Source organism: Oceanobacillus sp. FSL K6-3682, from assembly GCF_037976165.1.
In the GTDB taxonomy this organism is placed as follows: domain Bacteria; phylum Bacillota; class Bacilli; order Bacillales; family Amphibacillaceae; genus Oceanobacillus; species Oceanobacillus sojae.
On sequence record NZ_CP150263.1, the window covers coordinates 2,908,037 to 2,930,205 of the forward strand.

Here is a 22,169-nt window from a genome sequence, read left to right on the forward strand (position 1 = left end):
TTTAATTTCCTCCTCGGATAACTGATTGTAAACTGCTGAATTTCCCATTCATACGATCAATAAGACTATTATAATAGATTTGATTTTTAGCCAGTTCTGACATTTCTTTATCAATATCGACATTATTACCGTTATGATTATATGTAGTTGATGAATCTTTTACAATACGAAAAGCTTTATTTTCTCCATCATTAAAGCTCAAATGACGTTCATTAGTTTTTTTTGCTTGAAGAGCACCCAGTTCATTTTCTAAAGCAGATCTAAAGCTTACTTTTTCAGCTTTATAATTCGGTGTATCTGCATTTGAAATGTTATTGGAAATAGCATTATTCTTTGCAGAAGCATACTGTATCGAATTTTCTAACTGGCTAATAGTTCCACTAAATAAATCCATTTGTATTTCACACCTTCTTTTTTAACATTAACACCCATAAAAGATATTCATTATACGAATTAATTTTAAATTAAGTGATTGATAAAGTCTATGCAATTTCTACATAATTCTTGACAAATATCAAAATGAATCGTTCGAACTAGAACAAAACACCCAACTTATTGATATTTTGTAACAAATTATTACAAAATAATACAGAAAATAAAATTAACCTCACTTTTGCCAGCATAAATGAATAAGACTTTTTAATTAAAATAAAGCTATATATCAAATTTCGATCAAAAAACAGGTAATTAGACCTCTTTTTTTCATTTTACCCTTTCTTGCTCAGGAATTCAATATACTCATTTTAAATTATATTTAAATCTAATTTACTATAAATATATATTTATTTCTTATTACACATTAGAAAGCTTCCATTTTCACTTTTTCTTAAATGTTTTACATTAAGAATTTTACTGCACTGCGTTAAGTTCTCCTTTGAAACAGCCCTTACTTTTTCCTCATAACCTGTTGCAGTGATACCCGAAAATCATAATTAAATCTGATTTATTCATCATAGACATTTACAGAAGAACGATTTTGAAACTTTTCCAATCATTTTCTCACACAAAAAAAGCAGTGAGAGAATATTCCTCCACTGCTTTTTAACAGTTTATTTAGCGTGTACGGATTTTTTCCAGTTCTACTAAGAACTTATCATTTAATACTTTAATATAAGTTCCTTTCATACCCAGAGAGCGGGATTCAATAACTCCTGCACTTTCCAGCTTACGTAGTGCATTAACAATTACAGAGCGTGTAATCCCTACACGGTCAGCAATCTTACTTGCAACTAATAAGCCTTCTTTTCCGTTTAATTCTTCAAAAATATGATCAATTGCTTCTAGTTCACTATAAGACAGAGAGCTAATTGCCATTTGTACAACAGCTTTGCTTCGAGCTTCCATTTCAATTTCTTCTGTTTTCTCATGAAGAATTTCCATACCTACTACAGTTGCCCCATATTCAGCCAATAATAAATCATCATCATTAAATGTTTCATTTACGCGGCCAATGATTAATGTGCCAAGACGTTCTCCGCCACCGATAATTGGGACGATTGTAGTGTAGCCATCTTTAAATAATTCTTTATTTTCAACAGGAAACACTGTGTGCTTATTGTCAATATCAAGGTTTGCAGTAGTCTCGCGGATTTCCTGTAATCCTTCTGTATATTCTGCAGGAAATTGCTTTTCTTCAAGCATTGATTTCATACGATCATTTTCTACCTCTTGATTTACTGCGACACCTAATAATTTTCCGCGTCGGCTGACAATATAGACATTCCCGCGAATCACGTCACGTAATGACGCTGACATTTCATTAAAGTTTACCGACTTCCCTGTTGCTGTTTGTAACATTGCATTAATTTTTCTTGCTCTAGTTAATAAATCCATTTAATATTCCTCCATTTTAGAATTTTAAATTATAGTATAAATTGACTGAGATCCTTGTTTTGAGCAATAGTCGAAAGCTTATCATTAACATACCCTCCGGTAATTTCAACTTCTGTCATTGAAATATCAGGAGCTTCATAGGATAGGTCTTCTAATAATTTTTCTAAGATAGTGTGCAATCTGCGTGCTCCAATGTTATCTGTATTCTGATTTACATCAAAAGCAATTTGCGCAAGTCTTTCTATAGCTTCGTCCGTAAATTTAAGTTTTATACCTTCTGTTTCTAGCATTTTCTTATATTGTTTTAATAAAGCATTGGAAGGCTCTGTTAAAATTTGCTTAAATTCATTGATTGTAAGCTTTTCTAGCTCTACACGAATCGGAAATCTGCCTTGCAGTTCAGGAATCAAATCAGATGGCTTAGACATGTGAAAAGCTCCTGCTGCGATAAACAGGATATGATCTGTTTTTAGTGTTCCATGTTTGGTGACAATTGTTGATCCTTCCACAATCGGCAGAATATCTCTTTGTACACCTTCTCTGGAAACATTCGCAGAGCCTTCCTGTTTTCCAGCCACTTTATCAATCTCATCAATGAAAATGATACCTGTCCGCTCAGAACGTTTAATGGCTTCCTGGGTGACCTCATCCATGTCGACAAGCTTTTGTGCCTCTTGACGGGTCAGCACTTTTCTCGCCTCTGAAACCGTCAATTTGCGTTTCTTTTTCTTCTTGGGCATAAACTGACCGAAAGCATCCTGCATATTCATCCCCATTTGTTCCATTCCCGATCCTTGCAGCATGTCAAACATAGAAGGTGGAATTTCTTCGATTTCAACAGAAACATAATGGTCTTCCAACTCGCCTAAAGCTAATTGATGAGCTATCCGCTTTCTCTTTGATTTAATTTCTGATTCTTCATTAGAAGTATCATCCTCTTGATCTTCTTCTGAACCAGAAGCTTGAAACAGCATTTCAAAGGGGTTTTTCGCAGAATTTTTTGATTTTGTTTGAGGGACGAGCAATTTTATAAGCTTTTGATTCGCTTCTTCTACTGCTAAGTCCATAACATCTTCCATCTTTTCTTCTTTAACCATTCGAACAGCCTTTTCAACTAAATCACGAACCATTGATTCAACATCTCTGCCGACATAACCAACTTCGGTAAACTTTGTAGCTTCTACCTTAATAAATGGGGCACCTACCAGTTTTGCAAGACGTCTTGCAATTTCAGTCTTTCCTACACCTGTCGGCCCAATCATTAAAATATTTTTGGGCACAACCTCATCTTGAAAATCTTCATCCAGCTTCATGCGTCTATAACGATTTCTAAGAGCTACAGCCACAGATTTCTTGGCCTGCTTCTGCCCTATTATATATCGATCTAACTGAGTCACAATTTGCTTTGGCGTTAAGTTTGCCGTCATCAAAAGTATCCTCCTTTATCAAGACCTCATTAAAAGCATGCAATCACTTTAAAGAAAAGTCCAAAAAATCAGCAGCTTATCATTTAGGAAAATATTCGTAACCCCAAATGATAAGCTTTAATCTTTTTTGCTGATCTGTTTTTGAACACTTATTTATAGTTTTATTCTAACACCTTTAATGTAATCTGATCATTGGTAAACACACAAATATCTCCTGCAATTTCTAATGCTGTCTGTGCAATTTCAGCAGCAGACAGCTGAGGTGCTTTTTGAAGCAACGCTCTGCCTGCACTTAACGCATAATTGCCTCCAGAACCAATAGCTAAAATACCGTCATCCGGTTCAATAACTTCACCTGTACCGGATACAAGGTACATATTCTCTCTATTCATTACTATCAGCATAGCCTCCAGTTTTCTAAGAACTTTATCAGAACGCCATTCTTGTGCCAATTCAACAGCTGCTCTTGTCAAATTACCATTAAAAGCCTGTAACTTATTTTCAAATTTCTCAAACAGCGTGAAAGCATCTGCAACAGAACCGGCAAAACCTGCCAGAACTTTACCATTATACAAAGTCCTTACCTTTTTTGCAGTATGCTTCATAATAACGGCATTACCCAGTGTAACCTGACCGTCACCGCTCATTGCACACTTTCCATTATGCTGCACTGCAAATATAGTTGTGGCGTGCATTTGGGAATCCATATATCCACCTCATCTAATTTTTAATAGTAAAGTAAGAATACAATTTTGCAGAATTTATTTCTGTTTCGAGAATAGCTGCATCCAGCTCCGAGCGCCTAACAACTACCGCAACTTCCCTCAGCTCCGTACGATAAGTCAACATCGACTCCTACTGTCGTCGTGTTTCCTTTATCTCCTGCGCCTCGGTCCAGTTCGTACGTTGCTGAACGGGCGCTCTTCGCTTTAGATTCTCACTTGCGCGCGGATGGCTTTTCATATAAGCCTTCTTCAAATGCTCTTTAGAAACATGTGTATATATTTGTGTAGAGGATAAACTTTCATGCCCTAACAATTCCTGTACTGACCTTAAATCGGCCCCCTCATTCAGCATATGTGTTGCAAATGTATGTCTGAGTTTATGGGGATGTATTTGAATATTTAAAGAAGCTTTTTCTACTATTTTATTTAAAACAGTACGAATGCCTCTTATTGTTATCGGATTTCCTCTTGCATTTAGAAATACATTCTCTGTCATGTTATTTGATTTATTCAGTAAATTTTCCCTTCCATTAATCAAATACTTTTCTAAAGCAGATGCTGCAAAACTGCCAAAAGGAACATAACGCTCTTTACGTCCTTTTCCTTTGACAAAAATAGTTCCTATTGAAAAATCAATATCCTGCAGCTGCAGCTGCTGACATTCGCTGACACGGATTCCGGTTCCATACAAAACCTCCAGCAGCGCCTGATCACGCTGTCCCAGGTTCGACGTCAAATCACTCACACAAAAAAGATTCTCCAATTCTTCTTCATATAAAAAACCAGGTACAGGCTTTTCTGCTTTAGGCAAAGTGAGCTGTTTAAACGGATTCTCCAGAACGAGGTTTTCCCGTTCTAAAAAACGGTAAAAACTTCTTAACGAAGATATTTTTCTGGAAACAGACCTTCTGCTTAATGCAGCATCATATAATTCTGTGAGAAATATCCGGACTTCCCGATAACTTACTTCTCTTAAATCATTTATGCCTTCTCTTTGCATAAAAGCTTCGAATGTTTCTAAATCGCTCCGATAATATTGCACAGTATACGGTGAGGCATTTTTTTCAATTTGTAAATACTCTATAAATTGATCCATATATGCTTTTAATTTCACAAAGAATTCACCTCATCATCGTATAACGGATAAAGCATAGCATAATCCATATTAGAATGCAATGAATTTAACGAAATTGTAATAAAATTCTGAAAGATGCTTACGTTTAAGAAAATTCAATGAAATGAAGAAACAGGTAACCAGGTAATTAAAAGTTATATATATCCCCTCTGCCTTATTTATCTGTGAAATGATTGAAGAGAATCACCCGCTATAGTATAAGAATCTCTCTAAAGTTAAGGGATATGAATAACTGTTCAAATAATTGAAGGTAATATTTTCATTTGGCGTATCGTTTATCTTCTGTAAAGGTAATTACCTTACCAACTAGTGATTATAATAACAAATGTATTTTAAGTCAACTTTAATGTTCTTATATTTGTTATTACCTTTGAAACCAGATTGTTATCTTCAAATCCATATTTTCCACTCACAACAAAAATAGCTAATTAAATAATCAGCTATTTCTGTGCAACTTCCTTATATTCACAATTCGAGCATTGAACCTGCGTTTCTTTTTTACTTTTCTTTTCAACAAGCATGGAGTCACATTTCGGACAGCTTCTGGCGATAGGTTTATCCCATGAGACAAAATCACATTCCGGGAATTGATCACAGCCATAGAATGTTCTTTTTTTCTTTGATTTTCTTTCTACTACTTCACCTTTATGACACTTCGGACAGGTGACACCGATTTTCTTTAAAATAGGCTTTGTGTTTCTGCAATCAGGGAAATTGGAACATGCCAGGAATTTGCCGTATCGTCCCATTTTATACACCATTTCGTGACCGCATTCCTCACAAGTGATACCAGCAGGCTCGTCACGTATTTCTACCTTCTCCATTTCAGCGTCTGCTTTTTCAAGCCGTTTGCTGAAGTCTTGATAAAATGCATCAATAATTTGAATCCAGGCTGTTTTTCCTTCTTCTATAGAGTCTAAATCTGTCTCCATTTTTGCAGTAAATTCTGCATCAATAACTTCCGGGAAAAATTCTTCCACAAGCTCACAGACAATAGTACCCAGTTCAGTAGGAATAAACCGTTTATTATCAATAGATACATAACCTCTACGTTGAATTGTATCAAGAGTCGGAGCATAAGTAGATGGGCGGCCTATGCCCATTTCTTCCATTGTTTTTACCAGCCTTGCATCTGTATAGCGTGGAGGCGGCTGAGTAAAATGCTGATTCGGTTTCACTTCTTTGGATTCAACCTTTATACCTTCCTCCAGCTCAGGTAATATTTTATCTTCTACTTTTTTATTGTCGTCATTTCCTTCTACATAGACCTTCATAAAGCCTTTAAACTTTATTTTTGAACCGGTTGCACGAAACTCTACTCCGTTATTTAACAAGTGCACCGTCATTGTATCCATTACTGCCGGAGCCATTTGACTGGCAACAAAACGTTCCCAAATCAACTTATACAGTCTAAGCTGGTCTCTTGATAAAATATTCCTTAATTCTTTTGGGTCACGTAAGGTCGATGTCGGCCGAATTGCTTCATGGGCATCCTGGGCACCACTCTTATTTTTGGCAGGGCCCTGTTTGCCAAGGAAACTTTCTCCATAATTCTCTTTGATATAGCCTTTAACTTCTTCTTTGGCTCCATCTGAAATTCGTGTGGAGTCGGTACGCATATATGTGATTAAGCCTGTAATTCCTCCGGAAGAACGGCCCAGGTCAATTCCTTCATATAATTGTTGAGCGATCATCATTGTTTTCTTCGCCCGGAAGTTAAGTTTTCTTGCTGCTTCCTGTTGAAGTGATGAAGTAGTAAATGGAAGTGCAGGATTTCGTTTTCTTTCCTTCTTGTTCACACTGTTAACCGTAAACTCTTTCCCATTCAGCTTCTTCTTAATTTCATCAACATCTTCTTTTGTTTTAAGCTTTGTTTTCTTACCATCAACACCATAAAAAGATCCTTCAAATGTTTCATTCCCTTTTGCAAATACCGCATCAATGGACCAATATTCTTCAGGTTTGAAATTCTCAATTTCTTTTTCTCGATCAATAATCATTTTTAAAGCAACAGACTGCACACGTCCTGCACTCAATCCTTTTTTCACTTTCTTCCATAATATAGGACTGATGTTATAACCTACTAACCGGTCAAGAATACGGCGCGCCTGCTGTGCATCAACTAAGTCTAAATCTATTGGACGGGGATGCTTAAAGGATTCTTTAATGGCGTCCTTCGTAATTTCATTAAACACCACGCGGCATTTTGAATTCTCATCAACATCAAGAATATGCGCTAAATGCCATGCAATCGCTTCTCCTTCACGATCCGGATCGGCTGCAAGATATATTTTTTTTGCTTTTTTTGCTGATTTTCTTAGGTCTTTAAGTATATCTCCTTTTCCTCGGATAGTAATATACTTTGGTTTATAATTTTCTTCTACATCTACTCCCATTTGGCTTTTTGGCAAATCACGAATATGCCCCATGGAAGCCTTTACTGTATATTTTTTTCCTAAATACCGTTCAATCGTCTTCGCTTTTGCTGGCGATTCAACGATAACAAGATAATCTGACATGTACGTTCCTCCCATAATGAGGTTGACAATTTACGAATAGAAATCGCTCCTAATATTATAGATAGAATACGATTTTGTCAAACACTATTTATTGAATAATTCAAGAAATGCGCAGAGCACCCGTTTAAAAACGCAGAGATTGGAGCGTGGAGCGACACTACTGAGATAAAGGAATCATGTCCCTTTAGGGTATGCCGACGTTAGTCTTTAGCCCGGGGTTAGTCGGCTTTCCTTCACCTCGAACTGATGATGACATTCACCCTCAGGGCATAAGTTTGACTAAGGCTCTGTCTACGCCTGACGGATTGCTCATCGCCAAGTCTTCTTTATCATAGGGCGCTTACGTGTTAGCTCCCTAGTTTTGGCACTTTGAGCTAGACAGCTGCATCTCTAGCCCGAAAATAAATTTATGAAAAAAGTCAATACTTTCTTTATTTATGAAAATAATTCCACTCTGTGTAAATATCCTCGGCAGATTGGATTAATTTTGCGCCATTTTGAATAAGCTCATTACAACCTGTGGACTGTTTTAAAAATGGATTACCCGGTACAGCGAACACATCTCTTCCTTGATCCAGAGCTTGGTCAACAGTAATCATTGTTCCGCTCTTCTTCATTGCCTCAATAACTAAAGTCCCCATTGTCAAACCGCTTATAATCCGATTTCTTTCTGGAAAATGATATTTTTGAGGCGGCTGGTCAGGAGGATACTCTGATAGAACCAGCCCTTCTCTTGCTATTTGTTGGTACAGAGGAATATGCTCTCGTGGATATATTGAATGAAATCCGCTGCCCAAAACAGCAATCGTATTTCCTCCCCGCTCTAACGTCAAGCGATGTGCCATACTATCAATTCCCCGGGCCATCCCGCTGACAATAACCCATTTATTGTCTATAAGAGGAGTTACGGTAAACTTAAGCTTTCTAAAAGCTTCATTAGATGGATTTCTTGTACCAATAACACTAAGTGTCGGCTGTTTTTTTAAAAGACCGGGATTTCCTGCTCCATATAAAACTAGCGGCGCGTCTTTAATTGTATTTAACATACTGGGATAATATTCGTCAACTAAAGTGATGATATGAAAATCTCTTATTTCTGTCAAAATCTTCTTTTTTAGTACGTTATTATGAAGGTCTTTCAAGAGGATTTGTGCTTTTTTCTGAGGAATTTGAATAATTTTTGACAATTCTTGAGAGGAAATTTGATAAATCTTTTTTAAATCAGAATCTATTTCAAGCCATTTTCGAATAAAACCCCGGGTAGCGTAACGGCACCGGCTGAGATGAATGAAGTCTAGTCGATCAATATGATTATTCAATGCATATAATTCCCCTTTCACCTAAAATGAGAAGCCTGGACAGAATTTTGCTTCTATCTAACAGTAAGATAGAAGCTTCATATTCTGACAGGCTTCTTTAAAGCATACTATAACAGGCTTAGTGCGTTTTACATTTTTCTTCCAAACCATTTTCTTTTAATGCTTCAATCATTGTTTCTCCCATTACAGAAGGTGTAGCTGCTACTTTAATACCGCAGGACTCCATAACACGGATTTTTTCATCAGCTGTACCTTTTCCTCCAGAGATAATCGCACCGGCATGACCCATACGTTTTCCTGGAGGTGCTGTAACACCACCTATAAATCCGACTACTGGTTTTGTCATATTAGCTTTGACCCATTCAGCAGCTTCTTCTTCAGCTGTACCGCCAATTTCACCAATCATAATAACAGCTTCTGTTTCAGGATCATTATTAAATTCCTTCAACACATCAATGAAGTTGGTTCCGTTAACGGGATCACCGCCGATACCAACTGCTGTCGTTTGTCCATAACCAGCTTCTGTTAGTTGATGAACTGCTTCATATGTTAATGTACCAGAGCGAGAAACAACACCGATATGACCTTTTTTATGGATATATCCAGGCATAATTCCAATTTTTGTTTCATCAGCGGTAATAACACCTGGGCAGTTAGGTCCGACAAGGCGTGTTTTCTTGCCTTCCATATAACGTTTTACTTTAACCATATCCATTACTGGGATATGTTCTGTAATACAGATAACTAAATCAAGCTCCGCATCTGTTGCTTCAATAATTGCATCTGCAGCAAAAGGTGCTGGTACATAGATAACAGATGCAGTTGCTCCAGTAGCTTTTACAGCATCTTCAACTGTATTAAAAACAGGAACCCCTTCTACTTCAGTACCTGCTTTTTTAGGAGTAACACCACCAACAATTTTTGTACCATATTCTAACATTTGCTTTGTATGGAAACGTGCAGTTCCACCTGTAATCCCTTGGACTATTACTTTTGTATCTTTATTAATATAAACACTCATTCTAAGTCCGCCCTTTCCTATTATACGTCCTTTATTTGTAAGTAATCATACGGTAACTACTTTATTTCACTGCAGCAACAATCTTTTCTGCGCCGTCTGCCATAGAAGCTGCAGAAGTAATATTCAGACCTGACTCGTCTAAAATTTGCTTTCCGCGTTCTACGTTTGTACCTTCTAAACGAACAACTAATGGAATGGTTAAGCCAATTTGTTTGGTTGCTTCTACAACACCTTCAGCAATAACATCACATTTCATAATTCCGCCAAAAATGTTTACAAAAATTCCTTTTACATTTTTGTCTGAAAGAATGATTTTAAATGCTTCTGTTACTTTTTCAGCTGTAGCACCGCCCCCCACATCAAGGAAGTTAGCCGGATCCCCGCCATAGTGTTTAATAATATCCATTGTAGACATTGCTAAACCGGCACCATTTACCATACATCCAATATTTCCATCTAATGAAACATAGCTCAAGTCATGTTTAGATGCTTGAATTTCCTTTTCATCTTCTTCGCCTAAGTCACGTAATTCCGCTATATCTGGATGACGGTACAGCGCATTATCATCAAAGTTTAATTTTGCATCTAAAGCAAGCACTTCATTATCACCTGTTGTTACCAGTGGATTGATTTCAGCGATAGAGCAATCCTTTGCAACAAAAGCTTCATAAAGTGCTGTCATAAATTTAACTGCTTTCCCTAGTAATTCATTCGGAATATTAATATTAAATGCCAGTCTTCTAGCTTGATAAGGTGCTAAACCGACAACAGGGTCAATCACTTCTTTGAAGATTTTTTCAGGTGTTGCTTCTGCTACCTCTTCAATTTCTGTGCCGCCTTCTTCAGACGCCATCATAACAACCCTGGATGTTGCCCGATCCAGTACTACCCCTACGTAATATTCTTTTTGAATATCACAGCCTTCTTCAATAAGTAAACGTTTTACTTCTGTACCGTCAGGACCGTTTTGATGTGTTACAAGTGTCTTTCCTAAAATTTCATCCGCATATGTACGAACTTCCTCCAGGCTCTTTGCAACCTTTACACCGCCAGCTTTTCCACGTCCACCTGCATGGATTTGCGCTTTGACAACGGTTACAGGTGAGCCAAGCTTTTCTGCAGCTTCTACAGCTTCGTCAACTGAATAGGCAACATGACCGTTCGGAACTTTTACACCAAATTCTCGTAAAACTTGCTTACCTTGGTACTCATGAATGTTCATCTTCCATCCTCCTATCAAAATCAATGCAATACTATTGTATTAAAAATATATAAAATAAACAAGAAATAGGGAAAACAAATTGAATATTATTTCTCTATTTCATTTTAAACGGGCTTATCTGCTTTTTTCTTTTCCAGTTTGTTTATCTGTCCGATAAATAAAGGCAAACACCTCTGAAACTACTTGAAACAGCTCTTCTGGAATCTTTTTATTAATATCCAGTTCTCCCAAAAGCTCTACTAAAGATGGATCCTCTAAAATTGGTATATTGTGCTCAACGGCTCTTTCTATGATTTCATCAGCAATAAATCCTTTCCCGGATGCTGTCACTTTTGGGGCATCGTCCATATTTTGTTCATAGCTTAAGGCTACTGCTTTTTTCCGTTTCTCATTCACACTCGAAAATCCACCTTTCCCTGACCAGCCATTTCATCAGCTTTTCTTCCTGGCTGCTGCTGTCTATCAGCTTCTGTATAAGGTTTACAGACAATAGACGCTATCTGATAATTTATTTGCTCCAGCGCTTTCTGCAAATTGGGTCGAAATTTGTCTATTAACCCCGGTGTAGTAGATTGATCATTATAAATAGTAATAGATAGTGCCTTCTTTTGAACATGAAGGTCAATGATTGTCTCTTTCATACTTTGCAGCTGCAAATCAAAAATAATACGGCAATATTCAGGATCAATGTTTCCGTCAGCAGTTTTCTTTCCTTCAAAATGCAGATTAATATCCTTCGATAAACCAAGCTTTTGACTTGGGATCTGTATATTAGCCTGAACAAAATAACTGCTGTCATTTATATTATTTAATTGCATGCCATTTAAAAAGTGTAAAGCCTGCTGAGCATTCTCTCTTCCTGCCCCTCTACTGTTATTCTGAAGCATTTCCAATAATAAATGCTTCATCTGCATGGAGCTTGCATCATCTGTTTTTAATGAGCTTTCTGCATTTAAACCGGCATCGCGAAGAACCCACTGAATCTGGTGCAGGAATTGCTCCTTAGGATTATTAATTATATTTTCATTTGACGCTGTCCAAATATTCATAAGCCGTTCTATCGCTTGATAACTTTTCGCTTCTGCTAACGATTCCAGTAATGGACGGATTGCCCCCTCATTCCCTTGCGTAACCTGAACTGGATTTGTAAAGTACTGCGGAAATTGAGCAGTTAAATTTGCTTTTGGGTGTTCAGAAGAACTGGTCCCTTGCATCATTGCTCCATGTAACACTCTGGCTTCTGTCATTAATTGCTTTTGATTTTCCAAAATAGACTGCAGCTGCTCCCTTACTCCTTCAAAGCTTGTAGTAAATGGCGGAGTTACTGTACCCTGATTTTGCGCTCCAGGAGGATTCCATTGCTGTAATGTATTGGCCCACGCTTGCTTGTCCAGTATCTTTGAAATAAATCCTAAATCCTGCAAAAGAGGAAATAGTATCGGTTTTGCCTGCTTTGCATCAGTAGTCAGCACTATTTTTACAGCTTTTTCATTAGAAAACTCCAAAATATTCATGAGCCGCTCTAACACTTGAAAATTTTTAGGTTCTGATAGAGCTTCAATAACCTGGCGGGCAGCTCCTTGATCTCCTTGTACATGATTTGAAAAATATTTTGGAAATTGAGCTGCTAAATTAGGCCTGTCCTGTGCTGGAACAGAGCTTCCCTGTGCAGCGTTAGCTTCCATTATCAGCTGCTGTTGATTCGCTAGAATAGATTTAATCTGTTCCTTCATCCCTTCAAAGCTGGCAGTAAATGGTGCAGCTGCTGCTTGATTTTGTGAGACTGGTTGGCTCCATTGCTGTAAGGCACTCGTCCACCCCTGTTTATTTAGTGCTTTGGAAACGAGTCCAAAGCTTTTGAGAAGTGGAAATAAAACAGGTTTTTCCTGTTGTATATCAGCAGTTAAAATAGCACGTACGGCACTTTCTTCAGATACAAAGCCTTTTAAAACATGCTCTAAATTAGCTTGCAGCATTGGCTGCTGACCAGGTGGAAGTGAGCGTTGAAGTACTGCTAAACTTTCACCTAAATCACCGCTCTGATACGTTTGTACTGCCTGGAAAGAAGCTGCCGTCACTGGAATACGCAATTTCATCAATTGCATTAGAATTGGCTGAGCCTGCTGCGTTGAAATTTTATTATCCTGAATATATTGAATTGCCTGCAGCAGGTCCCTTCTCTGCATCGGGATTTGTTCTCTGACAAGCATACTGACCAATTGAGAAGATAGCCTGGTTTCTTTTATGCCAAGCTGTTGCAGCAGATTACCAATTAATTGTTTCCCGTTTTGCTGTTCACCTGTCATTACTTTCAATTCAGGCATTTTTCCTTCATTGGACGTTACTTGAAAAAAATACTTTCCTCCTACAGAAAGAGAAGCCTCAATCTGGGCAATAAGCTGATTGCCTTGCATTTGTATGACTGCCTTATGATTTGGATAAAGATGCTTTACAGTGCCTTGTAAAACATCCCCTGATTTCAAATTGTTAAGCAGGCTTGCTTTTGATGAATCCAATAATTTTCCCGCTGTCGTGTTTCCTTGAATCCTCATAGCTTCTCCTCTTTTTCTTTATCATTTTCCAAGAGTCTTAATTGGTGCAAATGATCTTCTGTGATAAGGTGTCACTCCAAATTCGGCTAATCCATCTAAATGGACTTTTGTGCCATATCCCATATTCTTATCAAATCCATAGCCGGGAAACTCCTTATGCAATTCCTTCATAAACTGATCACGAGCCACCTTTGCCAAAACACTGGCAGCTGCAATACTGATGCTTGACGCATCTCCCTTTATAATTGCTTCCTGGGAGCAGTTTAAATTCGGTAAATGGACTGCATCAATCAATACATGATCAGGAGATGCTGTTAATCCAGATAAAGCTTCATACATTGCTTTTTTTGTAGCTTCATAAATATTAATTTGATCGATAACCTGATTATTTATAAATGAAATATGATAACTGATGGCATGCTCCTTGATATAAGCACTATATTCTTCCCTTACATTTTCCTTTAGTTTCTTAGAATCATTTAAGCCGATTAACCGGAAATCTTTGGGCAGTATAACTGCCGCTGCAACAACAGGACCTGCAAGCGGCCCTCTCCCTACCTCATCTACACCTGCAATTCGTTCTGCGCCATTCTGAAAAGCTTTATTCTCATATTGCTGCATTTCTTCAAACTGATTGATTAAAATCTTCTCATGTTCTTTTTTTCGCTGATATGATTTTAAAAGTGTCTGCACACCTTTTCTATCATCTTGAACGAGTATTTCCCATTCTTCAGATGTCAGATTGTCTTCATTAAGTAATACTTTAATCTCGGCGATAGACTGCTTCTTCATAACTTTCCTACTTTCTTTTATTATCGTCATTTTATCAGACATATTAAGTCATCTTATTTCTTAAAATAAGAAAATAGCCTACAAAGAACAATCCCTTGCAGGCTACCGGTTGAATAAATTTATTTTTTGCTTTATCTGGAAATCTGTAGAGTTCGGGAGGGAGTGAATTACGGTTGTTCTAACGTAAATTTCCCCAGCTTTCCTGAACGTAAATCCTGAAGTACAATATCTGATACCTTATCAAAATTCACATGTCCTCCACTTTCCAATGCTCCACGTTTTCTCCCTATCCCTTCAAATAACTCTTCCATATCAGAGCTATCCTCAATGTCATAACGGTCCTTCAGAAGAGTGGGATATTCTTCAAACAGAAAACGAATAACAAATGCTGTTATATCTTGTAGAGGGAGCAGCTGGTCTTTTATCGTCCCTATTGCTGCAAGCCGGTATCCTACAATCTCTTCCTCAAATTTCGGCCATAAAATACCTGGCGTATCGAGTAGTTCAAAGTCTTTCTTTATTTTAATCCATAATTGTTGTTTTGTAATTCCAGGGCGGTCCCCTGTCTTAGCAATTTTTTTATTGGCAAGCCGATTAATTAATGTAGACTTCCCTACATTTGGAATACCGACAATCATTGCTCTTGCAGGTCTTGGTTTAATTCCTTTAGCTTTTAGCTTTTCCATTTTCTCCTGACCCATTGCTTTAGCCAGCTGAACAACTTGTTGAATATCTCCCTTTTGGTTCACATCAACTGCAGCTGCCTGTACCCCTTTTTCCTGATAGCTTTCTATCCACTCAAGCGTTCTTGAAGGATCTGCTAAATCCTTTTTCATTAAGAGAACAAGCTTTGGTTTTTGACCTAAAACTTCCTGCAGCATTGGATTTTGTGAGGAGTATGGGGCTCTTGCATCTACTAATTCAATGACAAAATCAACGAGCTTTAATTGCTCCTGCACTTCTCTCCGTGCTTTCGCCATATGACCTGGAAACCATTGTATAGGCATTTAGATTCACGATTCCTTTCACTCCTGAGAGTCTTTAGTACTTTTTATCTTTAATTGGTAAATCTGTAAATGATTCGTAAACATTGTACTTTTTGATCTCAAATAAAACATTGTTTGCGGACTATTTGATCACCCTTATTCACTGAAATGTATACGATCCAATGGCCAGTAGACGAATCTTGCTTTTCCAACAACCTCATCCATTGGTACAACGCCAATAATCCGGCTGTCTGTTGAGTTGCTCCTGTTATCACCCATCACGAAAACACTGTCCTCAGGAACTACTTCATACCCCTCTTCTAATTCTTCCAACTTAAAATCATTCGTATAGATCTGATCGTTTAGAAAAGGCTCATCTATAGGCTCTCCATCTATATATAATACATTATCCTTTACTTCTACATGCTCTCCAGGCAAACCAATTACACGCTTGATAAAATCATTTTGCTCAGGAGCATGAAAAACAACAATATCAAAACGATCCGGTTCCCCGAGTGTATAAGTAATTTTATTAACAATCATTTGATCGCGGTCATGCAGGGTTGGAAGCATGGAAGGCCCTTCTACAACGATAGGTGCAAATAAAAACATCCGTACGATGAATACAAAACCAACAGCAATCAGTATTGCTTTTATCCATTCCAACCATTCATTTTTTTTCTTTTTTTGCTCTTTCTCTGTCATCTGACTTCCTCCGATAACTTCAGTCTACTTTTTATTGTAGCTAGTAACCATTAGATAAACAACTTCTAAGTATTATTAATTTTTCTGAAGAGAAAAGAAAAATTGATAAACTGTTCTTTAAAAGGTGCTGGATAAGCACAATATCATATAAACTCTATTTAGCATCTGCTCTGATTATATTTTCCTTTACAATGAAAAAGAGCTACTGCCAATATTGACATAGCCCCTTTTTATTAGTTTCATATTTCTCACTCGTTGATTAACGACGTTCTTTAATACGAGCTGCTTTTCCACGAAGGTTACGCAGATAGTAAAGCTTCGCACGACGTACGATACCGCGACGAGAAACTTCAATTTTATCAACTCTTGGTGAATGTAATGGGAAAGTACGTTCAACACCAACACCGTAGGAAATTTTTCTTACTGTGAATGTTTCGCTGATTCCACCGTTTTGACGCTTAATTACAACACCTTCAAAAACCTGGATACGTTCGCGAGTACCCTCAACAACCTTAACGTGAACCTTTAAAGTATCACCAGGCCGAAAATCAGGATGATCTGTACGTAATTGATCTTTTGTTACATCAGCAATAATTTGTTGCATGATTTTCACTCCTTCCAAACTAATGCTCATGCCCTTATTTGAACAGCGGAACATCGTTCTACATGCTTATACGCATATAAGCACAATTAATAATATAGCATATCCTATCGTAAAGCACAACTATTTTTAGTCATTTTTTATTTCCTGAACTATTTTTTTATCTGCTTCATTCAGCTCATGATTTTCTAATAAATCAGGCCGTCTTTGGGCAGTCCGCTTCAAGGATTCCTTCCTTCTCCAGGCTTCAATATTGGCATGATTTCCTGATAATAATACATCTGGAACCTTCATTCCGCGAAAATCAGATGGACGGGTATAATGAGGGTGCTCCAGTAATCCGGTCGAAAAAGAATCCTGTTGTGCTGACTCTTCATTCCCCAACGCTTCTGGTAACAGCCGGACAACACTGTCAATAATAACCATCGCCCCTAACTCTCCACCTGTCAGAACATAATCCCCAATAGAAATTTCATCTGTTACAAGGTGTTCACGAATCCGTTCATCGTAACCTTCATAATGCCCGCAGATAAAAATAAGATGATCTTCCTTTGCCAGTTCCTCTGCTTTTCCCTGTGTGTATGTTTCTCCTTGAGGGCACAATAAAACCACACGGGGTTGTGATGCTTTTTCTTTTCTCACTGCTTCAACAGCATCAAACACAGGCTGCGGGGTCAGTACCATACCAGCTCCCCCGCCATAAGGATAATCATCCACCTTCTTATGTTTATGAGTGGAGTAGTTACGGAAATCAACAAGCTGATATGAAAATTGTTCCTTCTCTTTTGCTTTTTTTAAAATAGAACTCTCCATAACACCATGAAACATCTCTGGAAAAAGGGTCAGAATATCAATATGCATCTAATCTAACATCCCTTCCATTAATTCCACGGAAATTGTACCTGTTTCGATATCTACGTTTTTAACTACATCTTCAATATAAGGCAATAACAAATCTTTCTTACCGGGTCTCTGTACTACCCATACATCATTTGCTCCAGGAGACAATATTTCTTTTATTTTCCCTAAAGACTCACCTTCCGTTGTCTCAACCCTGCATCCGATAATTTCATGATAATAATAAGCATCTTCTTCCAATTCTTCAGCCTGATCCTTATCAATATACAAATTCATACCCTTCCACTTTTCAACATCATTAATATTTGAATATCCTTTAAATGTAATCAAATCAAATCCTTTATGGATACGGTGTGAATCAATCGTTAAAATGATATCCTTTTGTTCAGATGTAATAATCACTTCATTTCCTGGTGTAAAACGCTCTTCAAAATCTGTGATCCGCAAAACCTTTATCTCGCCGCGAATTCCATGTGTATTAACGATTTTACCAATTTTTAATTTCTCTGTATTCATATCTCTCACCTATTCTACTCATCAATTCGGATAACTTTATCATCTTTAATTACGATAGCCTGCTCTTTCATAATATGATTCCAATCAGAACCGACTTCGACCTCAACAAGAGCTTCAACCTCTTTTTCAACGATTTCGCTACCCATTTTTAACTCATCCAGCTGTTCTATTTTAAAATCCAATAGCTTCATTTTTTCCTGTCGATTTTTAATTTCCTGGTTAAACCGTGTTTCCATATCTGAACGAACATTAACACTTTTATTTTTTAATTTTCGTATTTCAAATTGGAGTTGTTGACACTCTTGTTCAAGACGTAATTTATGATTATTAAAATTCTTGCGGATCTTTTCTTTACTATCTTCTGTCACTACTAGCTTGATGGGAACTTTTTTTATTAATTTCATTCAGATTCAGCTCCTGCCTGATAGATTCGAGTAACAAATGTGTAAAAAAGGGAAAGTTGAGCCCCTAAAAGCAGGGTCAGCTTTCCCTTTACCAGTTTATTCAAAAAGACTGGATATATCAGCTTTTTGAATACGAACCTTACATAATATCCAAAAAAATGCGTTTATTACCACCAGTGTTCGCTGCATATACAACCGTACGTATCGCTTTAGCAATACGTCCATTTTTGCCAATGACTTTTCCAACATCATCCGGATGAACTGTTAAATGATAAATAACCTTTGAATCTTCTTCCGTTACTTTAATAACAATATCATCCGGATGATCTACTAATGAGGTAACAATCGATTTAATCAGGGCTTTCATGATATCACACTACTTATTTAGAATTTTTTTGTTCGTGAAATTTTTTCATGATGCCTTCGTTAGAGAATAAATTACGTACTGTATCGCTAGGTTTTGCACCTTTTGTCATCCAATCAAGTGCTTTTTCCTCATCTATTTTAACCTCAACCGGATTCACTACAGGATTGTACGTACCGATTTGTTCGATAGAACGTCCGTCACGTGGAGAACGAGAGTCTGCTACTACAATACGATAGAATGGATTTCTTTTTGAACCCATACGTTTTAAACGAATTTTTACTGCCATGCTTTGCACCTCCAATAATTATGTTATCACAAGAATTGATTCTAACAGATAGTTTTTAGTCTGTAAAGTATTTTTCCATTACAAGCATATTTTATTATAAAAATACGCAAGAATCAACCCTTACATGAAAGGAAATTTAAATCCGCCTTTTCCTTTTTTCCCTTTTTGCATATTGGTCATTTGCTTCATCATTTTTTTCATCTCTGAAAACTGCTTTAATAAGCGGTTTACAGCCGCAACAGAAGTTCCTGAACCTTTTGCAATACGTTTTCTTCTGCTTCCATTAATGATAGCAGGATCTTGACGTTCTTTCTTCGTCATGGATTGAATAATTGCTTCTACTTCTGTTAATTGACTTTCATCTAATTGCGCATTTTTCAACCCTTTCATTTTGTTAGCACCAGGAATCATTGCCATTAAGTCATCCAGCGGTCCCATTTGGCGAACCTGTCCCATTTGCTCCAAGAAATCATCAAATGTAAAGGACATCGTACGCATTTTTTCTTCTAATTCTTTTGCCTGCTTCTCATCAACATTAGTTTGTGCCTTTTCAATTAAGGAGAGAACATCCCCCATGCCCAGAATTCTGGACGCCATGCGCTCAGGATGAAAAGCCTCTAATTGATCCAGTTTTTCACCCATCCCGGCAAATTTAATCGGCTTATCTGTAACTGCTTTGATAGAAAGTGCAGCACCCCCGCGGGTATCTCCATCTAATTTTGTAAGAACTACTCCTGTAATATCAAGCTGTTCATTAAAGCTCTCTGCTACATTGACAGCATCTTGTCCCGTCATAGAGTCAACCACTAAGAAAATTTCATCCGGTTTGACATCTGCTTTAATCTGCTGCAATTCTTCCATAAGATTCTCATCAACATGAAGACGGCCTGCTGTATCAATAATGACATAATCATTATGATCTTCTTTTGCTTTGGCAATCGCCTGTTTAGCAATATCAACAGGATTCGCTTCTGTGCCTAATGAAAACACAGGCATATCCAGCTGTGTACCAAGTGTTTCCAGCTGTTTAATTGCCGCCGGACGGTAGATATCACATGCAACTAATAATGGATTGCGATTATGCTTCTTACGTAAATGGTTAGCCAGCTTTCCAGTTGTTGTCGTTTTACCGGCACCTTGTAAACCAACCATCATAATAACTGTTGGAGGACGGTCGGCCACTGCAATTTTACTTTGTTCTCCACCCATTAAATTCGTTAATTCATCTTTTACAACTTTAATAACCTGCTGTCCTGGGGTCAAGCTCTCCATCACTTCTTGCCCGACAGCTCTTTCTTTTATCCTGGCAATTAACTGTTTTACAACTTTGAAGTTTACGTCTGCTTCTAAAAGTGCCAGGCGGACTTCTCTTGTCATCTCTTTTACATCTTGCTCAGAGACCTTACCCTTACCAGTAATTTTCTTTATCGTACCCTGGAGACGGTCCGCTAATCCTTCAAATGCCATAGAAGGTATCCCCCTAATCTAAATCTTGTAATTGTTGAACATACTTCTTTACTTCCGGACTTGTTACAGCTTCCGAAAGCTTTGAGATAATTTGCGTACGTTTTTCAAACTTCGAAAAAAGATGAAGCTTATCCTCATAGGACTCTAACATTTTTTCCGTTCTTTTAATATTATCATATACAGCTTGTCTGGAAACTTCAAAGAGCTCGGAAATTTCGCCTAAAGAATAATCTTCGAGATAATACATTTCCATATAACTGCGCTGTTTTGGTGTTAACAGCGGTTGATAAAAGTCAAACAAATAATTTATCCGATTCGTCTTTTCCAGCACCGGGTACACCTCTTGTTAAGTGATTTTCCTTTACATTTATCATATCCAACAAAATCAGCAATTGTCAAGTAGACGAGCAGCTGTCGCCTATTTGTCTTCCTCTACTTCTTCATTTATTCCTAAATCAGCAAACAGCCCATATACAAATGCATCTGCATCAAATTGCTGCAGGTCGTCAATTCCTTCACCTAAACCGACAAATTTCACAGGAATCTGCAGTTCATTACGAATAGCTAACACAATTCCTCCTTTGGCAGTACCATCTAATTTTGTTAATACAATGCCTGTTACATCTGTTGCTTCTGAAAAAGTGCGTGCCTGCGTTAATGCATTCTGGCCTGTAGTCGCGTCCAAAACAAGCAGAACCTCATGGGGCGCACCAGGAATCTCACGTTCGATTACACGTTTTACCTTGGCAAGCTCATTCATCAGGTTTACTTTATTTTGAAGTCTTCCGGCAGTGTCACAAATCAGAACATCCGCTTCACGGGATTTAGCAGCTTTAATTCCATCATAAATCACTGCTGCCGGATCGCTTCCTTCACTATGCTTAATCACCGGAACATCGGCGCGCTCTCCCCAAACCTCCAGCTGTTCAATTGCTCCGGCACGGAAGGTATCCCCAGCTGCTAAAATGACGTTCTTGCCGTCTGCTTTCAACTGGTGCGCAAGCTTACCGATGCTAGTTGTCTTCCCGACACCATTAACACCCACAACAAGAATAACCTGCAATCCCTCTCCATCCAGCTGTAAATGCTGGATGGACTTATCTTCTTCACCATAATAAATTTCTACGAGTTTCTCCGAGATAACGTCCTTTATCTCAGAAGAATCCTTAATTTTTTGACGTTTCACTTCCATTTTCAGTTCCTCGACAAGATCCATAACTGTCGAAACACCTACATCTGCTGTAATTAAAACCTCTTCTAACTCTTCAAAGAAGTCCTCGTCTACTTTACGATAACGCGCAATTAAGTCATTTATTTTCCCTGAGAAGGTATTTCTTGTCTTCGCCATACCTTCTTGATATTTCTCAGAAACTTCCTTTGTCTCTTCATTTTGCTTAAAACGAGCTTTAAGCTTATCCATAAATCCCATATTGA

Annotated in this window: 23 protein-coding genes; all 23 read right to left on the reverse strand. The window is 37.7% G+C overall.

The features are described from left to right. Nucleotide 1: 1 nt before the first annotated feature. Nucleotides 2-394 carry a flagellar basal body rod protein FlgB gene (gene flgB, locus MHH51_RS14560; RefSeq protein ID WP_147209555.1) on the reverse strand — a complete coding sequence of 131 codons (393 nt, stop codon included), beginning with the start codon at nucleotides 392-394 and terminating at the stop codon, nucleotides 2-4. Between the two features lie 659 nt (nucleotides 395-1,053). Beyond that, a complete protein-coding gene (codY, locus tag MHH51_RS14565) occupies nucleotides 1,054-1,833 on the reverse strand; it encodes a GTP-sensing pleiotropic transcriptional regulator CodY (RefSeq protein ID WP_077601158.1) in 780 nt (259 codons plus the stop codon). Nucleotides 1,834-1,862: 29 nt separating this feature from the next. Next, nucleotides 1,863-3,260, reverse strand: a complete 1,398-nt coding sequence (gene hslU / locus MHH51_RS14570) for an ATP-dependent protease ATPase subunit HslU (protein ID WP_156986070.1) — start codon at nucleotides 3,258-3,260, stop codon at nucleotides 1,863-1,865. Nucleotides 3,261-3,421: 161 nt separating this feature from the next. After that, nucleotides 3,422-3,967: an ATP-dependent protease subunit HslV gene (hslV, locus tag MHH51_RS14575; RefSeq protein WP_147209557.1), complete on the reverse strand. Its 546-nt coding sequence runs from the start codon at nucleotides 3,965-3,967 to the stop codon at nucleotides 3,422-3,424. 148 nt (nucleotides 3,968-4,115) lie between these two features. Next, complete coding sequence (xerC, locus tag MHH51_RS14580) at nucleotides 4,116-5,081, reverse strand: tyrosine recombinase XerC (protein WP_339286312.1); 966 nt, start codon at nucleotides 5,079-5,081, stop codon at nucleotides 4,116-4,118. A 479-nt stretch (nucleotides 5,082-5,560) separates the two neighbouring features. Continuing rightward, nucleotides 5,561-7,639, reverse strand: coding sequence for a type I DNA topoisomerase (gene topA / locus MHH51_RS14585; protein WP_147209558.1), 2,079 nt, complete (start codon nucleotides 7,637-7,639; stop codon nucleotides 5,561-5,563). A gap of 431 nt (nucleotides 7,640-8,070) precedes the next feature. After that, nucleotides 8,071-8,958, reverse strand: a complete 888-nt coding sequence (dprA, locus tag MHH51_RS14590; protein ID WP_339282379.1) for a DNA-processing protein DprA — start codon at nucleotides 8,956-8,958, stop codon at nucleotides 8,071-8,073. A 118-nt stretch (nucleotides 8,959-9,076) separates the two neighbouring features. Continuing rightward, on the reverse strand, nucleotides 9,077-9,979 hold the full coding sequence (gene sucD, locus MHH51_RS14595; RefSeq protein WP_339282380.1) for a succinate--CoA ligase subunit alpha: 903 nt from the start codon (nucleotides 9,977-9,979) through the stop codon (nucleotides 9,077-9,079). Nucleotides 9,980-10,040: 61 nt separating this feature from the next. Further along, nucleotides 10,041-11,201, reverse strand: a complete 1,161-nt coding sequence (gene sucC, locus MHH51_RS14600) for an ADP-forming succinate--CoA ligase subunit beta (RefSeq protein ID WP_339282381.1) — start codon at nucleotides 11,199-11,201, stop codon at nucleotides 10,041-10,043. Nucleotides 11,202-11,315: 114 nt separating this feature from the next. Continuing rightward, nucleotides 11,316-11,597 (reverse strand): EscU/YscU/HrcU family type III secretion system export apparatus switch protein, encoded by a 282-nt coding sequence (locus MHH51_RS14605; protein ID WP_339282382.1) that lies wholly within the window; start codon nucleotides 11,595-11,597, stop codon nucleotides 11,316-11,318. Beyond that, nucleotides 11,594-13,753 carry a hypothetical protein gene (locus MHH51_RS14610; RefSeq protein WP_339282383.1) on the reverse strand — a complete coding sequence of 720 codons (2,160 nt, stop codon included), beginning with the start codon at nucleotides 13,751-13,753 and terminating at the stop codon, nucleotides 11,594-11,596. Before MHH51_RS14610 ends, MHH51_RS14605 begins: the two co-directional genes overlap by 4 nt. Nucleotides 13,754-13,774: 21 nt before the next feature. Continuing rightward, on the reverse strand, nucleotides 13,775-14,545 hold the full coding sequence (locus MHH51_RS14615) for a ribonuclease HII (protein ID WP_156986066.1): 771 nt from the start codon (nucleotides 14,543-14,545) through the stop codon (nucleotides 13,775-13,777). 167 nt (nucleotides 14,546-14,712) lie between these two features. Further along, the gene (gene ylqF / locus MHH51_RS14620; RefSeq protein WP_156986065.1) at nucleotides 14,713-15,552 is read right to left on the reverse strand and encodes a ribosome biogenesis GTPase YlqF; all 840 of its coding nucleotides are present in this window, start codon (nucleotides 15,550-15,552) and stop codon (nucleotides 14,713-14,715) included. Between the two features lie 135 nt (nucleotides 15,553-15,687). After that, nucleotides 15,688-16,236: a signal peptidase I gene (gene lepB, locus MHH51_RS14625; protein WP_147209564.1), complete on the reverse strand. Its 549-nt coding sequence runs from the start codon at nucleotides 16,234-16,236 to the stop codon at nucleotides 15,688-15,690. Nucleotides 16,237-16,495: 259 nt separating this feature from the next. Then, nucleotides 16,496-16,840, reverse strand: coding sequence for a 50S ribosomal protein L19 (rplS, locus tag MHH51_RS14630; RefSeq protein ID WP_077601146.1), 345 nt, complete (start codon nucleotides 16,838-16,840; stop codon nucleotides 16,496-16,498). Nucleotides 16,841-16,966: 126 nt separating this feature from the next. Then, complete coding sequence (gene trmD, locus MHH51_RS14635; protein WP_156986063.1) at nucleotides 16,967-17,698, reverse strand: tRNA (guanosine(37)-N1)-methyltransferase TrmD; 732 nt, start codon at nucleotides 17,696-17,698, stop codon at nucleotides 16,967-16,969. Then, nucleotides 17,699-18,211 carry a ribosome maturation factor RimM gene (gene rimM / locus MHH51_RS14640; RefSeq protein WP_156986062.1) on the reverse strand — a complete coding sequence of 171 codons (513 nt, stop codon included), beginning with the start codon at nucleotides 18,209-18,211 and terminating at the stop codon, nucleotides 17,699-17,701. It abuts the gene before it with no gap. A 14-nt stretch (nucleotides 18,212-18,225) separates the two neighbouring features. Continuing rightward, on the reverse strand, nucleotides 18,226-18,615 hold the full coding sequence (locus MHH51_RS14645; RefSeq protein WP_156986061.1) for a YlqD family protein: 390 nt from the start codon (nucleotides 18,613-18,615) through the stop codon (nucleotides 18,226-18,228). A gap of 139 nt (nucleotides 18,616-18,754) precedes the next feature. Continuing rightward, nucleotides 18,755-18,982: a KH domain-containing protein gene (locus tag MHH51_RS14650; protein WP_156986060.1), complete on the reverse strand. Its 228-nt coding sequence runs from the start codon at nucleotides 18,980-18,982 to the stop codon at nucleotides 18,755-18,757. 13 nt (nucleotides 18,983-18,995) lie between these two features. After that, on the reverse strand, nucleotides 18,996-19,268 hold the full coding sequence (gene rpsP / locus MHH51_RS14655; RefSeq protein ID WP_040980064.1) for a 30S ribosomal protein S16: 273 nt from the start codon (nucleotides 19,266-19,268) through the stop codon (nucleotides 18,996-18,998). A 120-nt stretch (nucleotides 19,269-19,388) separates the two neighbouring features. After that, the gene (ffh, locus tag MHH51_RS14660) at nucleotides 19,389-20,735 is read right to left on the reverse strand and encodes a signal recognition particle protein (RefSeq protein ID WP_156986059.1); all 1,347 of its coding nucleotides are present in this window, start codon (nucleotides 20,733-20,735) and stop codon (nucleotides 19,389-19,391) included. A 13-nt stretch (nucleotides 20,736-20,748) separates the two neighbouring features. Beyond that, on the reverse strand, nucleotides 20,749-21,066 hold the full coding sequence (locus tag MHH51_RS14665; RefSeq protein ID WP_147209570.1) for a putative DNA-binding protein: 318 nt from the start codon (nucleotides 21,064-21,066) through the stop codon (nucleotides 20,749-20,751). 87 nt (nucleotides 21,067-21,153) lie between these two features. Beyond that, nucleotides 21,154-22,164 carry a signal recognition particle-docking protein FtsY gene (ftsY, locus tag MHH51_RS14670; protein ID WP_339282384.1) on the reverse strand — a complete coding sequence of 337 codons (1,011 nt, stop codon included), beginning with the start codon at nucleotides 22,162-22,164 and terminating at the stop codon, nucleotides 21,154-21,156. Between the last annotated feature and the right edge of the window lie 5 nt (nucleotides 22,165-22,169).